The organism is Actinoplanes octamycinicus (genome assembly GCF_014205225.1).
Lineage (GTDB): Bacteria > Actinomycetota > Actinomycetes > Mycobacteriales > Micromonosporaceae > Actinoplanes > Actinoplanes octamycinicus.
Genome location: NZ_JACHNB010000001.1, coordinates 1202872 through 1218835 on the forward strand (window position 1 = coordinate 1202872; position 15964 = coordinate 1218835).

At 71.3% G+C, this 15964-nt stretch carries 16 protein-coding genes; 7 read left to right on the plus strand and 9 right to left on the minus strand.

Annotation, left to right across the window (positions count from 1 at the left end; genetic code table 11):
- Positions 1 to 118: 118 nt before the first annotated feature.
- Together BJY16_RS05310 and BJY16_RS05315 are read right to left on the minus strand one after the other, a co-directional pair.
- Positions 119 to 331 (minus strand): helix-turn-helix domain-containing protein, encoded by a 213-nt coding sequence (locus tag BJY16_RS05310; protein ID WP_014694808.1) that lies wholly within the window; start codon positions 329 to 331, stop codon positions 119 to 121.
- A gap of 193 nt (positions 332 to 524) precedes the next feature.
- Positions 525 to 1445: a proline dehydrogenase family protein gene (locus BJY16_RS05315; protein WP_185037996.1), complete on the minus strand. Its 921-nt coding sequence runs from the start codon at positions 1443 to 1445 to the stop codon at positions 525 to 527.
- Positions 1446 to 1534: 89 nt separating this feature from the next.
- Between BJY16_RS05315 and BJY16_RS05320 the strand changes: the two genes are divergently transcribed.
- Positions 1535 to 2113: a CGNR zinc finger domain-containing protein gene (locus tag BJY16_RS05320; RefSeq protein ID WP_185037997.1), complete on the plus strand. Its 579-nt coding sequence runs from the start codon at positions 1535 to 1537 to the stop codon at positions 2111 to 2113.
- A gap of 80 nt (positions 2114 to 2193) precedes the next feature.
- Here BJY16_RS05320 and BJY16_RS05325 read toward each other — a convergent pair whose 3' ends face one another.
- On the minus strand, positions 2194 to 3000 hold the full coding sequence (locus tag BJY16_RS05325) for a sugar phosphate isomerase/epimerase family protein (RefSeq protein WP_185037998.1): 807 nt from the start codon (positions 2998 to 3000) through the stop codon (positions 2194 to 2196).
- Positions 3001 to 3122: 122 nt separating this feature from the next.
- On the opposite strand from BJY16_RS05325, the gene BJY16_RS05330 reads away from it, so the two are divergent.
- Complete coding sequence (locus BJY16_RS05330; RefSeq protein WP_185037999.1) at positions 3123 to 3968, plus strand: DUF3109 family protein; 846 nt, start codon at positions 3123 to 3125, stop codon at positions 3966 to 3968.
- Between the two features lie 34 nt (positions 3969 to 4002).
- Here BJY16_RS05330 and BJY16_RS05335 read toward each other — a convergent pair whose 3' ends face one another.
- Positions 4003 to 4686, minus strand: coding sequence for a response regulator (locus BJY16_RS05335; RefSeq protein WP_185038000.1), 684 nt, complete (start codon positions 4684 to 4686; stop codon positions 4003 to 4005).
- A gap of 74 nt (positions 4687 to 4760) precedes the next feature.
- A complete protein-coding gene (locus tag BJY16_RS05340; RefSeq protein WP_185038001.1) occupies positions 4761 to 6047 on the minus strand; it encodes a sensor histidine kinase in 1287 nt (428 codons plus the stop codon).
- Positions 6048 to 6246: 199 nt separating this feature from the next.
- On the opposite strand from BJY16_RS05340, the gene phoU reads away from it, so the two are divergent.
- Positions 6247 to 6903, plus strand: a complete 657-nt coding sequence (phoU, locus tag BJY16_RS05345) for a phosphate signaling complex protein PhoU (protein WP_185038002.1) — start codon at positions 6247 to 6249, stop codon at positions 6901 to 6903.
- 70 nt (positions 6904 to 6973) lie between these two features.
- Here phoU and BJY16_RS05350 read toward each other — a convergent pair whose 3' ends face one another.
- Positions 6974 to 7720: a phosphoglyceromutase gene (locus BJY16_RS05350; RefSeq protein WP_185038003.1), complete on the minus strand. Its 747-nt coding sequence runs from the start codon at positions 7718 to 7720 to the stop codon at positions 6974 to 6976.
- Positions 7721 to 7833: 113 nt separating this feature from the next.
- On the opposite strand from BJY16_RS05350, the gene BJY16_RS05355 reads away from it, so the two are divergent.
- Together BJY16_RS05355 and BJY16_RS05360 are read left to right on the plus strand one after the other, a co-directional pair.
- A complete protein-coding gene (locus BJY16_RS05355) occupies positions 7834 to 9099 on the plus strand; it encodes an MDR family MFS transporter (protein WP_185038004.1) in 1266 nt (421 codons plus the stop codon).
- Positions 9100 to 9993: 894 nt separating this feature from the next.
- A complete protein-coding gene (locus tag BJY16_RS05360) occupies positions 9994 to 11238 on the plus strand; it encodes an MFS transporter (RefSeq protein WP_185038005.1) in 1245 nt (414 codons plus the stop codon).
- Between the two features lie 705 nt (positions 11239 to 11943).
- Here BJY16_RS05360 and BJY16_RS05365 read toward each other — a convergent pair.
- Positions 11944 to 12444, minus strand: coding sequence for a type III secretion system chaperone family protein (locus BJY16_RS05365; protein WP_185038006.1), 501 nt, complete (start codon positions 12442 to 12444; stop codon positions 11944 to 11946).
- Positions 12438 to 13727, minus strand: a complete 1290-nt coding sequence (mshA, locus tag BJY16_RS05370) for a D-inositol-3-phosphate glycosyltransferase (RefSeq protein ID WP_185038007.1) — start codon at positions 13725 to 13727, stop codon at positions 12438 to 12440. Before mshA ends, BJY16_RS05365 begins: the two co-directional genes overlap by 7 nt.
- A 109-nt stretch (positions 13728 to 13836) precedes the next feature.
- On the opposite strand from mshA, the gene BJY16_RS05375 reads away from it, so the two are divergent.
- Complete coding sequence (locus tag BJY16_RS05375) at positions 13837 to 14592, plus strand: SDR family oxidoreductase (protein ID WP_185038008.1); 756 nt, start codon at positions 13837 to 13839, stop codon at positions 14590 to 14592.
- 3 nt (positions 14593 to 14595) lie between these two features.
- Positions 14596 to 15396 (plus strand): class I SAM-dependent methyltransferase, encoded by an 801-nt coding sequence (locus BJY16_RS05380; protein WP_185038009.1) that lies wholly within the window; start codon positions 14596 to 14598, stop codon positions 15394 to 15396.
- Positions 15397 to 15441: 45 nt separating this feature from the next.
- Here the strand turns inward: BJY16_RS05380 and BJY16_RS05385 are convergent, their stop codons facing one another.
- Complete coding sequence (locus BJY16_RS05385; protein ID WP_185038010.1) at positions 15442 to 15846, minus strand: response regulator; 405 nt, start codon at positions 15844 to 15846, stop codon at positions 15442 to 15444.
- Between the last annotated feature and the right edge of the window lie 118 nt (positions 15847 to 15964).

Genomic DNA, 15964 nt, shown 5'->3' on the forward strand with positions numbered 1-15964 from the left:
AACTGGACGGCGCCCGGAACGGCGCCGCTAGGTGGCGGCACGCGTCGGACCGGGAACCAACCGGTCCAGCGTACCGGCCCGCTCCGTGAGGGCCAACACGACCCCGGCAGCCCAGCCCTCAGGCGGTCTGGGAGAACGCTCCGCGCAGATACTCGTGTACCGCGTGCTCGGGCACCCGGAACGAGCGGCCGACCCGGACGGCGGTGAGGTCACCACCGTGCACGAGCCGGTAGACGGTCATCTTGGAGACCCGCATCAGCGTGGCCACCTCGGCCACGGTCAGGAACCGCACCTCCGAGAGGCGTTCCTCGGTCTGGGCTGGACCCGTCATCTCGTCGCACCGATCCTTTCGCAGGCACGCGCCTCGCCTGGCGAACGTGCGTGTCATCAGAACCGTATCGATGCGGCTGTGACCAGGGCGTCGCGTTCCGTAATTTGCCCACAAAAAGTCAAGTGCGACACGCCTGGTCTGTGACTGATTAGCCCGATAAGGTCGCCTTCGGCGAAAAGTCAGCCCGGCCGCGTCACTTCCGCGACGAAACGGCCTTCACCAGGAAGGCGGCGTTCGCCGGACGCTCGGCGAGGCGGCGCATCAGGTAGCCGTACCACTGCTGCCCGTACGGCAAGTAGACCCGCACGGTGTGGCCGTCCCCGGAGAGCCGGGCCTGCTCCTCCGGCCGCACGCCGTGCAGCAGCTGGAACTCGTACTCCCCCGTCGACCGGTCGAACCAGCGGGCCCGGTCCTCGGTGATCGCGATCAGCCGCGGGTCGTGGGTGGCCACCATCGGATAGCCGTCGCCGGACATCAGGATGTTCAGACAGCGCACGAACGACTTGTCCACGTCCAGCGGCGACGGGAACGCCACCGACTCGGGCTCGGCGTAGGCGCCCTTGCAGAGCCGCACCCGGGACCCGGCGACCGCCAGCTCGCGGCAGTCCCCCTCGGTCCGGCGCAGGTGCGCCTGCAGCACCGCACCCGTACCGGGGAAGTCCTTGCGCAGCTCCAGCAAGGTCTCCAGGGTCGCGTCGGTGGTGCTGTGGTCCTCCGCGTCCAGGGTCACCGTGGTGCCCGCCTCGGCCGCCGCGGCACAGACCGCCCGGGCGTTCTCATACGCGATCTTCTCGTCCAGGCGCTGGCCCAGGGCGGACAGCTTGACGCTGACCTCGGCGGCCGGGGTCAGGCCGGCGTCGTGCAGGCGGGACAGCAGCCCGATGTACTCGTCCCGGACCGCGTGGGCCTGCTCGGCGCTCCGGGTGTCCTCGCCGAGATGGTCCAGGGTGATCGCCAGCCCGTCGTCGGCCAGCCCCCGGCTCGTCCGGACCGCCTCCTCGGCGGTGCCGCCGGCGACGAAACGCCGGACCATCCCTTTGGTGACGGGCGCGGACTCGACCAGCCGCTCCAGCCGGGCGGAGCCGGCCGCGGCGAGAAACAGGGAACGGAGCATGCGTCGAGCGTAATCGCCCGGTCCGGCCCGGGCGCGGCAGTGCGGTCGAGGAATCGCACCTCGCGGCCGGTTGCGGCTACCGTGGTCGGGTGAACTTCGATGCGTACGCCCGGACGGCGGTCGACCTCGTCAACGCCGGCCTGGACGATCTCGCCGGGCTGCGGGCTCTGCTCTCCGGCGACCTGGACTACATGCGGGACCAGGTCGTGGAGAAGGACCTGGCCGCCTTCCGCCGGGCCCAGCGCCGGCTGCGCGAGGTCTTCGAGCACGGGACGGCCGGCCACGACGCCGACGCCGTGCGCGAGCTCAACGCGTTGCTCGAGGCATACCCGGTGCAGCCACGCATATCCGGTCACGACGCCAGCGACTGGCACATGCACGTCACCAGCCGCGGCGCCTCGGTGAGCGCGGAATATCTGGCCGGCGCCGTCTGGGGCCTGGCCGTCTGGCTGTGCGAGTACGGCAGCGCCCGGTTCGGCATCTGCGCCGACGAGCGGTGCGGCAACGTCTACCTGGACACCTCGTCGAACAACTGCCGCAGGTTCTGCTCGGAGCGCTGCGCCACGCGGTCCCACGTCGCCGCCCACCGCGCCCGCAAGCGGGCCGCGCAGTCCCCGGACCCGGTCCCGGCGCCGGCCCCGGCGTCCGAGACCCTCACTCCGGCCTGACGCCCGTTCCGTCACCGGCCGCCATCTCCGGCCGCGACCGCAACAGGCCCGCGCGAAGGCGACAGCCGCTGGAGGAGCGGTCAGGACTTGACGGCGGGCTGGGGCGAGAGGTGGCGGCGGGCGAACTCCAGGGACTCTCGGAGGTCGGCCTCACGGACGGCCCGGCTCGGGGCCTTGCGGGTGTTGATCTCGCAGGCGACGGAGCCGGTGAAGCCTCGGGTGGCCAGCGACTGCAGGAGCTCGGCGCAGGGCTGGGTGCCTCGGCCGGGGACCAGGTGCTCGTCGCGGCCCTCGCCGGAGCCGTCGCCCAGGTGCACGTGGCGCAGGCCGGCGCCCATCCGGTCGGCCATCTCCAGCGAGTCGATCCGGGACGCGGCGCAGTGCGACAGGTCGAGCGTGTAGGCGTCGAAGCCGGTCTCGGTCGGGTCCCAGCCCGGGGTGTAGGGCACGAACCAACGGCCGGCCATCTTCACCGGGAACATGTTCTCCACCGCGAAGGTGAGATCCGGGTGCCGGTCGCGGACCTTGGCCAGGCCGGCCGCGAAATTCTTGGCGTAGTCACGCTGCCAGGTGAACGGCGGGTGCACCACGACCGTGGGGGCGCCGAGCGACTCGGCGAGCTGGGCGGCCCGGGTCAGCCGCTCCCACGGGTCGGAGCTCCACACCCGCTGGGTGACCAGCAGGCAGGGGGCGTGCACCGAGAGGACCGGCACCCCGTAGTGGTCGGCCAGCCCTTTCAGGGCGCCGGTGTCCTGGCTGACGGCATCGGTCCAGACCATGACTTCGAGTCCGTCGTAGCCCACCGTGGCCGCCATCTCGAACGCGGCCGCCGTCGGCTCGGGGAAGACCGAGGAGCTGGAGAGAAGCACGGGAACTCGAGAACTCACGCCTCCCAGCCTAACCACGCACGGCACCGACGGATAAATCCGCTCCAAACGGTCATGATCCACAACGGCGCCCCGGGTCGCTTGTCCGGCCGGAGCGATCCGGCCCGCGTAGGCTGTTCGGGATGAGCCGCGCACGACGCCCCGCGGAAGTGAAACTCGACTTCCCTCGGGAATGGATCGAGTTCCTCGACCCCGCCGACGAGCAGCACCTGGTCCGCGCCGACCTGACCTGGCTGCTCTCCCGCTGGACCTGCGTGTTCGGCTCCGCCTGCCACGGGATTCTGCCCGGTCGCGCCGAGGACGGCTGCTGCTCGCACGGCGCGTTCTTCACCGACGCCGACGACGAGAACCGGGTGAAGGCGGCCGCCGCCCGGCTCACCCCGCAGACCTGGCAGCACCACCGGCGCGGGTTCAAGAACTGGACCGAGATGGACACCGTGGACGGCACCAAGCCGGCCCGGCGGACCGCCACCCAATCGAGTGACGGGCCGTGCGTGTTCCTCAACGACGCGGACTTCGCCGGTGGCGGCGGGTGCGCGCTGCACGCCCAGGCGCTGCGGGACGGGGTGCACCCGCTGAAGTACAAACCGGACGTCTGCTGGCAGCTGCCGGTGCGCCGGGAGCAGGACTGGATCACCCGGGCCGACGGGACGAAGCTGCTCCAGTCCACCCTGACCGAGTTCGACCGCCGCGGCTGGGGGCCGGGCGGCCACGACCTGGCCTGGTGGTGCACGTCGTCACCGGAGGCCCACGTGGGCACCGAGCCGATGTACCTGTCCTACGCCCCGGAGCTGACCGAGCTGATCGGCGAGGCGGCCTACCGGAAACTCGCCGAGCTCTGCGCGGCCCGGATCGCCGCCGGCCTGATCGCCGTCCACCCGGCCACGACAGCGGCGCTGACCCCGCCGGAGGCACCGAAACGGCGAGGCGGCCGTGAGCCCGCCTCGCCGCGGGCGGCCCGCGACTGATCCTGGCCGGATCGGGTCGCGGGCCCGGGTCGTCCTACGGCTCGAACTTGTAGCCGAGGCCGCGGACGGTGACGATGTAGCGCGGGGCGCTGGGCTCCGGCTCGACCTTCGAGCGCAGCCGCTTGACGTGCACGTCCAGGGTCTTGGTGTCGCCGACGTAATCGGCGCCCCAGACCCGGTCGATCAGCTGGCCGCGGGTCAGCACCCGGCCGGCGTTCCGGAGCAGGAGTTCGAGCAGCTCGAACTCCTTCAGCGGCAGCTGCACGCCGGAGCCGTCGACGGTCACCACGTGCCGTTCGACGTCCATCCGGACCGGGCCGGCGGCCAGCGTCGGGGTGCTCACCTCGGCGGCCTCGCCGCCCTGGCGACGCAGCACGGCGCGGATCCGGGCGACCAGCTCACGCGGCGAGTACGGCTTGGTGACGTAGTCGTCGGCACCGATCTCCAGCCCGACCACCTTGTCGATCTCGCTGTCCCGGGCGGTGACCATGATGATCGGGACTGCGGACCGTTGCCGGAGCTGGCGGCACACCTCGGTGCCGGACATCTCGGGCAACATGAGGTCGAGCAGCACGATGTCGGCACCGGTCCGGTCGAACTGCGTGAGCGCGGAGGTTCCGGTCGCGGCGACCGAGACCTCGAAGCCCTCCTTGCGCAGCATGTACGACAGGGCGTCGGAGAACGACTCCTCGTCCTCGACCACGAGCACGCGGGCCAATGAAGTTCCTTCCGTCGTCGGCGGCTGGGGCAGCGGGGTTTTCTCTGATGTCGCGGCGGAGCCGCCTCGGAGAATCACTGCCCGGCCACACCTGACTCGATCTCAATTGCCGTCGGTGACGGCGAGGGGGATTCGGGAGGGCGCGCCGGTAGGCGCAAGGTGAACGTAGATCCCTCGCCGAGAGCGCTGGTCACGTCCACACGACCACCGTGGTTGGTGGCGATGTGCTTGACGATGGCGAGGCCGAGGCCGGTCCCGCCGGTCGCCCGGGACCGAGCCTGATCAGCTCGGTAGAACCGTTCGAAGATCCGGTCCACGTCCTGCGGAGAGATTCCGATGCCCTGGTCCGCGACATCGATCTCGATCCAGTCGGCTTCCTGCCGCATGGTGAGCTCGACCTTGGTGTCCGGCCCGGAGTAGGCGATGGCATTCTCCACCAGGTTCGTCACCGCGGTGGCGAACTGGCTGTCACTGCCGTAGGCCATCAAGCCTTTCGGGCCGGAGTAGGCGATCTCGATGTTCTTCGCCGAGGAGGTCGTCCGGGTGCGGTCCAGCACCTCGGCGACCACCCAGTCCAGCGCGACCGGCTCCGGGTGCGGCAGCGGCTCGGCGCCCTGCAGCCGGCTGAGCTCGAGCAGCTCGCTCACCAGCCGGCCCATCCGGGCCGACTCGTGATGGATCCGCTCGGCGAACCGGCGGGCGGCGAGCAGGTCCTCGGACTGCGCCTCGGGCGCCGAGTCGGGCAGCTGGGTGGCGTCCAGCAGCGCCTCGGCGAGCAGCTGGAGCGCCCCGATCGGGGTCTTCAGCTCATGACTGACGTTGGCCACGAAGTCCCGCCGGACCCGGGCCAGCCGGTGCGACTCGGTCACGTCGGCCGCCTCGACGGCGACATGCGTCGCGTTCAGCGCGACCGCGCGCAGGTGCAGGCCGAGCGGCGCCTGCGCGCCACCGGCACGACCCCGCGGAAGATCAAGTTCAACTTCCCGGCGTACGCCGGTCCGCCGCACCTGGCCGGCCAGCGTCCGCAGGATCGGGTGGGCGGCGATGGTGCCCGGCGCCCCGCCGGAACGCAGCAGTCCCATGGCCCGGGCGGCCGGGTTGACCAGCACCGGGTAGTCGTCCGCGTCGAGCACGACGACGCCGACCCGCAGCGAGTCGAGGCTCTTGCGGCCGAGGCCCTTGAGACCGTGCTTGCCTGCCGGGCGATCGTCGTCCGGTTCGATGGCGGCTCTCCCCTCCGGCGAACCGGCCCCGTCCATCTCCTCCGACGCCGGTCGGCGGAAACGGGCGAGAACCAGCCCGGCACCGACACCGACGGCCAGCGCGGCTGAGACCAAGCCGACGGCGTATTCCCACTCCACGCTGCGATCGTAGGGTCATTGTTTACCTGGACCACAAGGCCAAAAGGGCAAATCGGGCTCACGTTGAATAATGTTCACCACTGAGCCTGGCGTCGTTCACCGGAGTTCATGTTCAGGAAGCCCGGCCGACCTAGCGTGAGCTGCACACATCGGCCGTTACCGCGAGGTGGGACGGCCCCGACAATCGGGACTTTAGAACATGCGCGAGGAGTTTCAGGCCGATCTCATCGAAGTGAGCCGGCTGCTGGTGACCATGGCGGAGTCGGTCCGCGCCGCACTGCGCAAGGCGACGACCGCGCTGCTGACCGCCGACCTGCAGGCGGCCGAGTCCGTCATTGCGCGCGACGCCGACGTGGACGCCATCTACGCACAGGTCGAGGCGAAGGTGGCCGACATCATCGTCCGGCAGGCGCCGGTCGCGGTCGACCTGCGCCGGGCGATCACCGCCCTGCACATCTCCGCCGACCTGGAGCGGATGGGCGACCTGGCCGAGCACGTGGCCAAGACCGCCGCCCGGCGGCACCCGTCGCCGGCCGTGCCGGCCGAGCTGCGCCCGGTCTTCAAGGGCATGGCCGAGATCGCCGACCACATGGCCGAGAAGATCACCCAGGTGCTGGCCGACTCGGACGCCGGCCTCGCCACCGAGCTGGAGAAGGACGACGACGCGATCGACGACCTGGAGCGCCAGCTCTTCAAGATCATGCTGGCCGACGACTGGCCGTACGGCGCGGAGACGGCGATCGACGGCGCGCTGCTCGGCCGGTTCTACGAGCGGTACGCCGACCACGCGGTGAACATCAGCGAGCACACCATCTACTTGGTCACGGGGGAGCCGGCCGCGGGTCAGCAGGCCTGACCGCCCCGGCAACGATGCGGGCCGGGACACCACGGGGGTGTCCCGGCCCGCACTCGTCACCGGTGCCTGATCAGCGACCCTGGTTCGCCACCGCGGCCGCGGCCTCCTTGGCCGCCGCCGGGTCCAGGTAGGTGCCGCCCGCGGTGACCGGGCGCAGGTTCTCGTCCAGGTCGTAGCGCAGCGGGATGCCGGTCGGGATGTTCAGCTTGGCGATCGCCTCGTCGGAGATCTGGTCCAGGTGCTTGACGATCGCGCGCAGCGAGTTGCCGTGCGCGGCGACCAGCACCGTCTTGCCGGCCCGCAGGTCCGGGACGATCGCGTCGTACCAGTACGGCAGGGCCCGCTCCAGCACGTCCTTCAGGCACTCGGCCTTCGGCTTGATCTCCGGCGGCAGGTCCGCGTACCGGGCGTCGTTCGCCTGGGAGAACTCCGAGTCGTCCTCGATCGGCGGCGGCGGCACGTCGTACGACCGGCGCCAGAGCATGAACTGCTCCTCGCCGTACGCCTCCAGGGTCTGCTTCTTGTCCTTGCCCTGCAGAGCGCCGTAGTGCCGCTCGTTGAGCCGCCAGGAGCGCTTCACCGGGATCCAGTGCCGGTCGGTGATGTGCAGGGCGATCTCACTCGTCCGGATCGCGCGCCGCAGCAGGCTGGTGTGCACGACGTCGGGCAGCACGTTCTGTTCCTTGAGCAGCTCTCCACCGCGGCGGGCCTCATCCTCGCCCTTGGCGTCCAGGTCCACGTCGACCCAGCCGGTGAAGAGGTTCTTGGCGTTCCACTCGCTGTTGCCGTGTCGCAACAGCACCAGGGTTCCAGTCATGACCACATCTTCCCCGCACCGCCCGGCGCCGGACCGGGCGGGTGGAAAATCGGTTGCGGCATCCCCTAGGTTGTAAGGCGGCGAGGCCGGGTTCAGTGCTTACGGGGGATCTTGTGCGAGGTTGGTTGCGGCAGGCCGCCGGCGGATTGCCCCGGCAGTTCTGGTTCCTCTGGACCGGCACCCTGATCAACCGCCTCGGTTCCTTCGTGGTGCTGTTCCTGAGCATCTACCTGACCGGGGAGCGGCACCTCAGCCAGAGCCAGGCCGGTCTGGTGCTCGGCCTCTACGGCGTGGGCGGCGCGGTCGGCACGATGACCGGCGGGGTGCTCGCCGACCGCTGGGGGCGCCGGCCGACCATGCTGGTCGCCCAGTTCGGGGCGGCGGCGCTGATGCTGACCCTCGGGTTCGCCGGGTCGTACCCGCAGATTCTGATCGTCACCGCGCTGCTCGGGGTCTTCACCGAGGGCGTGCGGCCGGCCTTCTCGGCGATGATGGTCGACGTCGTGCCGGAGCGGGACCGGGTCCGGGCCTACTCGCTGAACTACTGGGCGATCAACCTGGGCTTCGCGCTCGCCGCGATCGCCGCCGGCCTCGCCGCCCAGGCCGACTACCTGCTGCTCTTCGTGGTCGACGCGGCCACCACGGTGGCCACCGCGACGATCACGCTGATCTTCCTGAAGGAGACCCGGCCGGCCCACCGCCCGGTCACCGCCGGCGCCCCGCGCGGCGGCATGCTGACCGCGCTCCGGGACCGGGTCTTCGTCGTCTACTGGCTGGTCAACCTGCTGGTCGTGCTGGTGATCATGCAGCACATGTCGACGCTGCCGATCGCCATGCTGGCGGACGGCTTCTCGGCGGCCACCTACGGCTGGGTGATCGCGGTCAACGGCATCCTGATCGTGTCCGGTCAGCTCTTCGTGCCGCGGCTGCTCGACGGGCACCGCCCGCACCGCGTGCTGGCGATCGGCGCGTTGATCATCGGAGCCGGGTTCGGGCTGGTCGCGGTCGCGCACTCCGCCTGGATGTACGCGGTGACCGTGGTGATCTGGACGCTCGGCGAGATGATCCAGTCACCCAGCAACGCCACCACCGTGGCGGAACTCTCGCCGACCGCGCTCCGCGGCCGCTACCAGGGGCTGATCTCCCTGTCCTGGCAACTCGGCACGGCGCTGGCACCGGTCCTCGGCGGCCTGGTGCTGCAGGGCTTCGGATCGGCGGCGCTCTGGGTCGGCTGCTTCGGCCTGTGCGTCGCGGCCGCCGCCGGCCACCTGCTGACCGGCCCGGCCCGCGAGCGGCGCGCCGCCCTCCGCCGCGCCGAGGAAGCCGCCCTCCTGACCCCCACCCCCACCACCGACCCGACCCCAGCCCCCACCTCCTGACCGGGCCCACCCAGCACCCGCTCTCACGCCCGGCATTGCCACCACGCCGCCACGCCGCCAGCACCCGGCCTCACGCCCGGCAATGCCGCCACGCCGCCAACACCCATTCCTCCCGACGGACAGGCCCTGGCACCCGCCCTTCACGGCCGGGACACCCCCTGACCCGCCGCCACTCCGCTTGACCCGCAGGCCCCCATACACGCTTCAGACCGGCACGATCTCGGCACCCACCGCGCCCTGAAGCATGAGCCGCGTCCGTCGCCGGCCTTCTCCGGCCGCTTTGCCGACCGAAGAGACCGCCAGCGGGCGGCCGGTGCCGCTGGGCCGGCGGGCGCGTTTGAGAAATGCCGCAACCCGCCAACGCGGTCCTTCAGTGCGGAGTGCCGGCGTCATGGACCGGGGCGTTGGCGGAGGGGTCGGTTTTCTTCGTTGCGCCTGGTCAGATACGTTTAGGAAAGTTTGCAGTTGGGATTCGGGTCAGCGGGTCGTGGCCACCCGCGGACGTCGCCCCGGAGGGCCTCGCGTTCTGGACGCGCAGCGGCCAGCGAGGCACGCAGGGGTCCCTGGCGGGAGCGGCGATCAGTGATCAGCGCGGATCCGAGTCATCGATCTTTTGCCTTTGAACTTGATCTTGATCGCGGCGGGTCGGCGGGCATGGGTCGGTGGGCACGGGTCGGCGGGCACGGGTCGGCGGGCACGGGTCGGCAGGCACGGGTCAGCAGACACGGGTCAGCGGGCACCGGTCGGCAGGCACGGGTCAGCAGACACGGGTCAGCAGACACGGGTCAGCAGACATGAGTCGGCGGGCACGGGTCGGCGGGCACGAGTCGGTGGATGCCGGTCGGTGGGCAGCGGGTCGATGGATGGCGGCGCGGGGACGAAGTGGGAGCGAGGATGGGTGTGCGGTGGTTGCGCGGGGCGGTTGGCGGGCTGCCCGGGGTGTACTGGTTCCTCTGGGCCGGACTGCTGATCAACCGGGTCGGCGGGTTCGCCGTCCTCTACCTGTCGCTCTACCTGACCGCTGAGCGTGGTGCCGGCGCGGCGCTGGCCGGCCTGGTGGTCGGCACCTACGGGATCGGCGGGGTGATCGGCACGCTGGCCGGCGGCGTGCTCACCGACCGCTGGGGGCGCCGGTCCACCCTGATCTGGTCGCACCTGGCCTGCGCCGCGGTGCTGGTGGGGCTGGCCGTCAGCACCCCGCTCCCGCTGATCGCCGGCCTGTGCCTGCTGCTCGGGCTGACCCAGGCGATGCCCGGGCCGGCGTTCGTCGCGGCGATCACCGACGCGGTGCCGGCGGATCATCGGCTGCGCGCCTTCAACCTGCAGTTCTGGGCCTTCAATCTGGGCACCGCGGGAGCGTCGCTGCTGGCCGGGGCGCTCGCCCGGTGGAGTTACCTCGGCCTGTTCCTGCTCGACGCGGCCAGCACCCTGATCACCGCGCTGATCATCGCGTGGAAGGTGCCGGAGACGCTGACCCGGGCGGGCCGCTCCGCGCCGTCGACGGGCGGGATGCGGACCGTCTTCGCCGACCGGATCTTCCTGGTCTTCGTCGGGCTGACCCTGTTGCAGGCGCTGCTCACCAGCCAGACGAACACCATCGTGCCGCTGGCGATGCACGACGACGGGCTGGGGCCGGGCGGGTACGGCCTGGTGACCGCGCTCGGCGGGGCGCTGATCGTGGTGGGGCAGCTGTTCGTGCCCGGGTTCATCGACCGGCGGCGCAAGGATCGGGTGCTGGCGCTGTCGATGGCGGTGATGGCGGCCGGGTTCGCGGTGCTGGCGGTCGCCGACAGCCTGCCGGTGTACCTGGTGGCCGCGGTGATCTGGACGGTCGGCGGGATGATCGCCGCGCCGCCGAACGCCGCGATCAACTCGGAGCTGGCCCCGGCGCTGCTGCGCGGGCGGTACCAGGCGGTGTTCTTTCTCAGCTTCCCGGCGGCGTCGTTCGTGGCGCCCGCGCTGGGCGGGGCCGGGCTGGAGTTCTTCGGCGCCGGGCACTGGGTGATCGTGGCCGCGGTCGGCCTGCTGGCGGCGGGGTTGCATCTGGCGGCCGGACCGGCCCGGGAGCGGCGGGTGGCGGCGCTCGAGTCCACTGCGGATCAGCACCGGGAGAACACATCGGACAGATCCGCGCAGTGAACGCGGGAATCGACGTGCCGGGCTCCTTGCGAATGAGTCATGGCAATTCGATGAACGAAAGATCCTGACTCGTAACATGCCTGTAAACAAAAGCGCCGGCGGCGGCGGGCGACCCCCATCCCCATAGGCGTCGCCCGCACTAACCGCCGGTCTCGGGTCGCGCCGTCCCCCAACGGCTCATGCCACCCGTCCCCAAACGCCGATCCGTGGCGATCATTACTGATCGACCCGTTCCCCGAACTGACGGCTCGGCGTCCATCGACCACGCTAGTTGGGGCAGTCAAGCCTCACAAGCCGTATTCGTGTCGACATCTGTCTCGGGCGTCACAATCGCCAACAACCAACCGATCGGACGATCCGCCAATCACTCATCCGGCCTCCGCGAGACGGCGGAAATTACGACTCTTGCCGCCCGGGGGAAATGATGAACATCGAATCAGCGGACCCTCGGCGCGATCTTGCCGACGGGCGTCATCCGGATGAATTCCCGACTCGCATGATCACGTTTCCGCACGTCAGCGGGATCTTGCCGGATTCCGCGGTGTTATCGACGCCGCCGGACCACCACCGCGATCATCCACGCGGATGGATGACGTGCGAGCCGCCGGCCGGACGGCGGCATCCCTAGTCAGACCGCCCGGGTGGCCGCCGCCACCGGGATGGCCACTGTGGACAGCCGGGTGGGGGGCGTGACAGACGGCGCGGTCAGGACGTGCCGCCGCTGACGTTGTCCGGGGCGGCGAAGTGCTTGAAGGCCTGCAGGTTGGCCAGTGACTCGCCGCGCTTGACCCGCCACTCCCACTCGCGGCGGATCGACGTACCGAAGCCGATCTCCAACATCGTGTCGAACGACTCGTCGGCGTAGGTGAGCACCGCGCCCAGCAGCCGGTCCAGTTCGTCCTCGTCGAGGCCGTTCAGCGAGACCCGGCCGGTCAGGTAGACGTCGCCGACCGCGTCGATGGAGAAGGCCACCCCGTACATCCGGGCGTTGCGCCGCAGCAGCCAGGCCCACAGCTCCTCGCGCCGTTCGTCCGGCTGGCGCATGACGAACGCCTCGATCCGCAGCGCGTGCTCGCCGACGATCAGGTTGCAGGCGGTCTTCAGCTTGTGCGAGCCGGGCAGAGTGACCACATAGGACGCCTCGCCGGTCGGCTCCCACTCCAGCTCGCGGTCGTTCAGCACGCGCTCGATCAGCTCGGTCACCATGCGCAGGTCGCCCCTTCCAGCCGGGCGGCGATCAGCGCCCGGTGCTCGGTCACCGCGTCTCGGTAGACCCGGATCAGGTTCTTCGCGGTCCGGTCCCAGGAGAACCGGCGGGCATGCGCCACCGCGCCGGCCGACAGCCGGCGGCGGTAACCCGGCGCGTCCAGCAGTTTCTCCAGCACCCGCGCCCAGTCGGCCGGGTCGTGCCCGTCGATCAGCACCCCGCTCTCGCCGTCGCGCACCGCGGTGACCAGGCCACCGACCGCGGCCGCGACCACCGGCGTGCCGCAGGCCTGCGCCTCCAGCGCGACCAGCCCGAACGACTCGTTGTAGGAGGGCACCGCGACCAGGTCGGCGGCCCGGTAGAGGGCGGCCAGGTCGGCGCCGGTCTGCGGGGGCAGGAAGACCACCGCGTCGCTGACGCCGAGCGACGCGGCCAGCTCGATCAGCGCGGACGGCCGGTCCAGGCCGCTGCCGCTGGGACCGCCGCAGATCACCACGGTGACGTCCTCGCCGCCACGGGCGCGCAGCTCGGCGAGCGCGGAGATCAGCACGTCGGGCGCCTTGAGCGGCTGGATCCGGCCGACGAAGGCGACGATCCGGCCGTGCTCGGGCAGCCCGAACCGGGCCCGGTCGGACCGGCCGGGACGGAACCGGTCCAGGTCGACGCCCGGCTGCACCACGCTGACCCGGCCCGGGTCGGCCTGGTAGTGGGCCATCAGGTCGTGCGCCTCGAACCGGGTGTTGGCGACCAGCCGGTCGGACTCGGCGACCACCTGCTCCTCGCCGATCACCCGGGCTTTCGGCTCCGGGCGGTCGCCGGCCGCGATCAGCCTGTTCTTCACCTTGGCCAGGGTGTGCGGGGTGTGCACGTGCGGCACGCCCCAGCGCTCCCGGGCCAGCCAGCCGACCTGGCCGGAGAGCCAGTAGTGCGAGTGGATCAGGTCGTAGTGGCCGGGCGGGTGCGCCGCCTCGGCCCGCAGCACGCCGGTGGTGAACGCGCAGAGCTGGGAGGAGAGCTCCTCCTTGTTCAGCCCCTCGTAGGGACCCGCGGTGACGTGCCGGACGTGCACACCGGGCGCCATCTCCACCATCGGCGGCAGGTCGCTCGCGGTGGCCCGGGTGAAGATCTCCACCTCGACGCCGGCCGCGGCGAGCCGCTTGGACACCTCGACGATGTAGACGTTCATCCCGCCGGCGTCGCCGGTGCCCGGCTGCTCCAGCGGTGAGGTGTGCACCGAGAGGGTGGCAATCCGCCGGGGTGTGGGCCAGCCGACCTCAGCCACGATCGTTCCCTCCGCTCGGACTCATACCCAGTCATCTTCCCCATCGGCGTGGGCTGAACCACTACGCAGCGGGACCGAGGTGACTCAGGTCATGCGGTTAGATCGGACCATGCAGAGAATCGCAGTGGTGACCGGGGCCTCCAGCGGGATCGGCGCGGCGACCGCACGCCGCCTGGCCGGTGAGGGTTTCCACGTGGTCGCCGCGGCCCGCCGGGTGGACCGGCTGGACGCGCTGGTCAAGGAGATCGGGCCGGGCGCGACGGCGGTGGCGTGCGACGTCACCTCGGACGAGTCGGTGGCCGGGCTGGCCGCCGCGGTGGCCGGGCTGGGCGGCCCGCTGGCCCTGCTGGTCAACAACGCCGGCGGCGCCCGTGGGGTGGACCCGGTCGCGGCCGGTTCGACCGGCGACTGGCAGTGGATGTTCGACGTGAACGTGCTGGGCACCCTGCGGGTGACCAAGGCGCTGCTGCCGGCGCTGGAGGCGAGCGGGGCCGGGACGATCGTGACGATCGGTTCGACCGCGGCCTTCACGCCGTACGAGGGTGGCGGTGGCTACGTGGCGGCCAAGCACGCGCAGACCGCCCTGGTCGGCACGCTGCGCCTGGAGCTGTCCGGCAAGCCGGTCCGGGTGGTGGAGATCGACCCGGGGATGGTGCGCACCGACGAGTTCGCGCTCAACCGGTTCGCCGGCGACCCGGACAAGGCCGCCGCGGTCTACGCCGGGGTGAAGGAGCCGCTGGTCGCCGACGACATCGCGGACATCGTCGCGTTCGCCGCCACCCGGCCGCAGCACGTCAACATCGACCGCCTGGTGGTCCGGCCGATCGCCCAGGCCGCGCAGCACAAGGTGCACCGGGAGCTGTAGGCGGTGAAGCCGGTCGGCGCGATCACCCGGGGCACGACGAACCCCAACCGCCTGCGGCGGGTGGACAACTTCATCGCCTTCCGGTGCGCGGACCGGTTGCGGTCCGCGGTCGATCCGCTGGTCGTCGATCTGGGGTACGGCGCGACGCCGGTCACCGCCGTGGAACTCCGGGGGCGGCTGGCGGCCGCGGTCCGCCCGGACGTCACGGTCGTCGGTCTGGAGATCGATCCGGTACGGGTGACCGCCGCCCAGCCGTACGCCGACCCGCCCCGGCTGGAGTTCCGGCGGGGCGGGTTCGAGCTGGCCGGGCTCGCGCCGGCCGTGGTCCGCGCGTTCAACGTGCTCCGGCAGTACCCGGAGGACGGGGTGGCGGCGGCCTGGCGGCAGATGACCGGCACCGGGGCGACGCTGATCGAGGGCACCTGTGACGAGCTGGGCCGGATCGCCACCTGGGCGGTGGTCGAGGCGGGCGGGCCGGTGACGCTGACCCTGTCGGCCCGGCTGCCGGTGCTGGAGCATCCGGCGGTCTTCGCCGAGCGGCTGCCGAAGGCGCTGATCCACCACAACGTGCCCGGGCATCCGGTGCACGAGCTGCTGCGCGCGCTGGGGCGGGCGTGGGAGACCGAGGCGACGCCGTTCGGGCCGCGGCAGCGGTGGCTGGCCACCGTCCGCCGGATGCGCGACGAGGGCTGGCCGGTGCTGGACGGTCCCGCCCGCTGGCGCCTGGGCGAGCTGACCGTGCCTTATGGCGTCGCCTCCGGCTCCGCGGCATCCCACCCCGGAGAAACGGCCACGCTTCGCTAACCGATTCCGGTGCTCTCGCGATCGACGGGCGAACTGCGCCGTGGTTCAGTTGGCGTTGCCGTTGCCGAGGACCGTGCGCAGGGCGGTGAGCAGGGCGTCGGCGGTGAACGGCTTCTTCACCAGCAGGGCGTCGTCGCCGACCAGGCCCTTGGTGACCGCGATGTCCTTGGGCAGCCCGGAGATGAACACCACCCCGGTCCCCGGCCGCATCTCGATGATCGTGCCGGCCAGTTCGCCACCGGACTTCCCGCCCGGCAGGGTCAGGTCGGTGACCAGGACGTCGATATCGCCCGGGTGGTCGCGGCAGACCGAGATGGCCTCGTCCGGATCGCCGGCCACCAGGGCCGCATACCCTTTGCGCTGCAGCATGCGGCGCATGATGTCGCGGAGATCTTCTTCGTCGTCGACGACCAGGACGGTGGGCGTTTCGGCGACCGGCGCCTCGGACATGGGTCCTCCTCGCGGGCTGGGGTCGATCTCACGCTAGCCGCCGGAGGGCGCCGGACGACGACGTTCGCAGAAAAGCCGAATGCCGCTCTTCCCCCGGGGGGAAGAGCGGCATTCGTGA

Bases quoted from the DNA above. Each gene is read 5' to 3' on its own strand.
- BJY16_RS05385 (WP_185038010.1), bottom strand. From the start codon at position 15,846: ATGTCCGAGGCGCCGGTCGCCGAAACGCCCACCGTCCTGGTCGTCGAC.
- BJY16_RS05375 (WP_185038008.1), top strand. From the start codon at position 13,837: ATGCAGAGAATCGCAGTGGTGACCGGGGCCTCCAGCGGGATCGGCGCG.
- BJY16_RS05365 (WP_185038006.1), bottom strand. From the start codon at position 12,444: ATGGTGACCGAGCTGATCGAGCGCGTGCTGAACGACCGCGAGCTGGAG.
- BJY16_RS05360 (WP_185038005.1), top strand. From the start codon at position 9,994: ATGGGTGTGCGGTGGTTGCGCGGGGCGGTTGGCGGGCTGCCCGGGGTG.
- BJY16_RS05310 (WP_014694808.1), bottom strand. From the start codon at position 331: ATGACGGGTCCAGCCCAGACCGAGGAACGCCTCTCGGAGGTGCGGTTC.
- BJY16_RS05350 (WP_185038003.1), bottom strand. From the start codon at position 7,720: ATGACTGGAACCCTGGTGCTGTTGCGACACGGCAACAGCGAGTGGAAC.
- BJY16_RS05330 (WP_185037999.1), top strand. From the start codon at position 3,123: ATGAGCCGCGCACGACGCCCCGCGGAAGTGAAACTCGACTTCCCTCGG.
- phoU (WP_185038002.1), top strand. From the start codon at position 6,247: ATGCGCGAGGAGTTTCAGGCCGATCTCATCGAAGTGAGCCGGCTGCTG.
- BJY16_RS05315 (WP_185037996.1), bottom strand. From the start codon at position 1,445: ATGCTCCGTTCCCTGTTTCTCGCCGCGGCCGGCTCCGCCCGGCTGGAG.